The sequence below is a fragment of the Sphingomonas sp. genome (genome assembly GCF_036677245.1).
GTDB lineage: Bacteria > Pseudomonadota > Alphaproteobacteria > Sphingomonadales > Sphingomonadaceae > Allosphingosinicella.
Map to the genome: position 1 here is coordinate 1 of NZ_JAKFCG010000074.1, position 3,096 is coordinate 3,096.

The 3,096-nt window shown below is 66.1% G+C and carries 3 protein-coding genes and 1 pseudogene; all 4 read left to right on the forward strand.

Translation table 11 applies throughout. The annotated features are described in order from the left end of the window. Nucleotides 1-675: sensor histidine kinase (locus tag V6M48_RS08865; protein ID WP_332812179.1), on the forward strand; the 675-nt coding region annotated here is incomplete at its 5' end. A gap of 168 nt (nt 676-843) precedes the next feature. Further along, a complete protein-coding gene (locus tag V6M48_RS08870; RefSeq protein ID WP_332812180.1) occupies nt 844-2,163 on the forward strand; it encodes an aromatic ring-hydroxylating oxygenase subunit alpha in 1,320 nt (439 codons plus the stop codon). Then, nucleotides 2,160-2,636: an aromatic-ring-hydroxylating dioxygenase subunit beta gene (locus tag V6M48_RS08875; protein WP_332812181.1), complete on the forward strand. Its 477-nt coding sequence runs from the start codon at nt 2,160-2,162 to the stop codon at nt 2,634-2,636. The genes V6M48_RS08870 and V6M48_RS08875 overlap by 4 nt, the downstream gene beginning before the upstream one ends. A 127-nt stretch (nt 2,637-2,763) precedes the next feature. Beyond that, nucleotides 2,764-3,096, forward strand: a pseudogene (locus V6M48_RS08880) (acyl-CoA dehydrogenase N-terminal domain-containing protein); the annotation flags it as partial.

Genomic DNA, 3,096 nt, shown 5'->3' on the forward strand with positions numbered 1-3,096 from the left:
AGCGCGATGGGGGCAATCACCTCGACCTTGGCCCACGAGCTCAATCAGCCGCTCACGGCGGTATCGAATTTCGTGCGTGGCATCCGGCGGTCGCTGGCTGGGCGCGGCGAGGTCGACGATGCCCTGATGAGCGCGATCTCCGGAGCGGAAACGAGCGCGCGCCATGCCGCCGATGTCGTGCGGCGTCTGCGCGAGGAGGTCGAGCAGGGTGTCGCGCGCAGGAAAGCCGAGCGCCTGTCGGCCGTGATCGACGAGGCAATCAGCCTCAGTTCGGCGACGCTCGGCAAGGATGTCGCGATCATTGCCGACGTCGCCGCCGACGCCGATCGGGTGCTGATCGACCGGGTCCAGATCGGGCAGGTCCTGCTCAACCTGATCCGCAACGCAATCGAGGCGATGGCGTCCGCCGGATCCAACGCTCCGGTCGAGGTCTCGGTCCGGCCGGGTGAAGGCGACGAAGTGGTGGTGCGGGTCAGCGACGCGGGGCCGGGGATAGACGAAAAGCTCAAGGCGCGGCTCTTCTCGTCGCTTGCCAGCACCAAGCAAAAGGGGATGGGAGTCGGCTTGTCGATCTGCCGGGCGATCGTCGAAGAGCACCAGGGACGGATCTGGGTCGAGGACAATCCGTCAGGAGGCGCCACCTTCTGCTTCACCCTGCGCCGCGCAACGGACTGACCGGCGGCTTCCGGCCGCGGGACGGTGACAGCGGCGCCCACGAAAAATCGCGGCGATTGGAACTCGCCTCCGGGGCGGCGCGCGACCGCGAACGGTTGACAGCGCGAATTGCAACACGTCATCCTCGCCTGTCGCGCATCTTGCGCGATCGCAGCGTGAGGCAATGCCATGGCCATCGACCGGCAAGCGGATCTGGCATCGCTCGTACAGCCGCGGCGCGTGCACCGCCGTGCGTTCGTCGACCCGCAGGTGTTCGATGAGGAACAGCGCCGGATCTTCTCGTCGACCTGGGTCTACGTCGGCCATGAGAGCGAAATCGAGGCCCCTGGGAGCTTCAAGGCCACCACGCTTGGGGTCCAGCCGGTCCTGCTGACGCGCGATACCGCCGGGGCGCTGCATGTCCTGGTCAACTCGTGCCGCCACCGCGGCGTGCGGCTCGCCGACGATCACACACGCGGCTGCACCCGTCATCTCGTCTGCCCCTATCACGGCTGGACCTACGAGCTCGGCGGCAGGCTGGTCAGCGTGCCGATGCGCGATCGCCAGGCGAGCGATTTCAGCGAAGAGACGCTCGGACTGATCGGCTTGCGTGTCGACAGCTACCGCGGCTTCGTCTTCGCCACCTTCGATCGCGCCACTCCGACGCTGGTCGAGCATCTCGGCGCCGCCGCGCGCTATCTCGATCTGTTCGCCGATCTGTCGCCGACCGGCAAGATCCGCCTCGAGAGCGGAGTCACCAAATATCAGTTCAAGGGCAATTGGAAGCAGCAGGTCGAGAATTCGATGGACGGCTACCATCCGGCGATCGTCCACCACAGCTTCTTCGAGGACGTGCTCAAGCCCCGGGTCGGCCGCGGCATGGGCTTCATCGTCGGTCCGGATTCTCCGGCCAAGAACGTGGCGCTGGGCAACGGCCACGCCTTGCTCGATTTCAGCATGTTCGACCGCAAGGGGATGCTCGGCGCGGCCAAGGCCCAGTCGGAGATCGAATGGCACGAAAAGATCCGCGCCCGCCTTTCGGACCGGCCCGATTATGCCGAGGAGGTGATCCGCTGCAACGGCGGCGACGGCTTCAACCTGCTCGTCTATCCCAACCTCGTCCTGATCAACAATCAGGTGCGGGTGATCCACCCGCTGACCTACGACACCACCGAAGTCTATGCCTATCCGGCAACGCTCGAGGATGTCGCGCCGCAGATCAACACGGTCCGCATCCGCGCGCATGAGGATTTCTACGGCCCGGCAAGCTTCGGCGCGCCCGACGACATCGAGATGTTCCAGCGCCAATGGGACGGAATGGTCAGGTCCACGGCGATGGAGTGGCTGTGCTACGATCGCGGCGCGGAGCAGGAGACGCCGCTCGGCGGCGATGGTCGAGAGTCGCACATCGCCGACGAGACCGCGCACCGCGGCATCTGGCGGCGGTGGGCTGAATTGATGGCCGAGCCGAGCAGCGGCCCCAGGCCGATGGCGGAGGCGGCCGAATGAACGACGCGGTCGACCTGCCCGCGGTCGAGGCGTTCCTGTTCGAGGAAGCGCGGCTGCTCGACGAGCGGCGCTACGACGATTGGGTCGCTTTGTTCGACGAGGACGCGACTTATTGGGTTCCGTCGGGACATGACGGCGGCGCGGATCAGAGCGTCGCGCTGATCTACGACAATGTGCCGCGGCTGAGGGAGCGGCTGATCCGGCTGAAAGCGCCCACCTTCTGGGCACAGCAGCCGCCGACGCAGACCACCCGGCTGGTCGGCAACGTCACGGCATGCGTAGGCGCGGATCAGACGATCGAGGTCGAAAGCCGCTTCATCATGACGTTGCTGAGGCGCAACCAGTCGAGCCTCTTGTCCGGCGTCGCGCGCCACCAGCTGAAGCTGCGCGACGGCCGCTATTCGATCCACGGCAAGGTCGTCGAGCTGCAGCAGCGCGACCAGCCGTTCGACAATCTCACCTTCCTGATCTGAATCACCCGCTTCCTCGGCTCGGGTGAAATCCGGATTGACGGTAGCACAAGTTGTGGCCCTAAAATTGACATCGGGCTGGCCCGTGCCATGGTCCGCCGACAATTCCCACCAGCTGGTACCCGATATCATGCCTTTCAAAGCCCCGACCACCGATCAGCGCTTCGTCCTCGACCACATCGTCAGGATCGGAGAGCTCGCCGGCAGCGAACGCTTCGCCGCCGCCAGCGACGACGTCGTCGACGCGCTGCTCGAGGGAGTCGGCCAGCTCGCCGCGGGCGAGTGGGCGCCGCTCAACCGCACCGGTGATTTGATCGGCGCAAAACTGACCCCAGAGGGCGTCAAGATGCCCGACGGCTATGCCGCCGCCTATCGCGACTATGTCGAAGGCGGCTGGGGCACGATCGGGGTTCCCGAGGAACATGGCGGCCAGGCGCTGCCGTTCGCGCTGCAGACCGCGGTG

Excerpts from the sequence above, each read along its gene's own strand:
- V6M48_RS08870 (WP_332812180.1), top strand. The coding sequence starts at position 844 with ATGGCCATCGACCGGCAAGCGGATCTGGCATCGCTCGTACAGCCGCGG.
- V6M48_RS08875 (WP_332812181.1), top strand. The coding sequence starts at position 2,160 with ATGAACGACGCGGTCGACCTGCCCGCGGTCGAGGCGTTCCTGTTCGAG.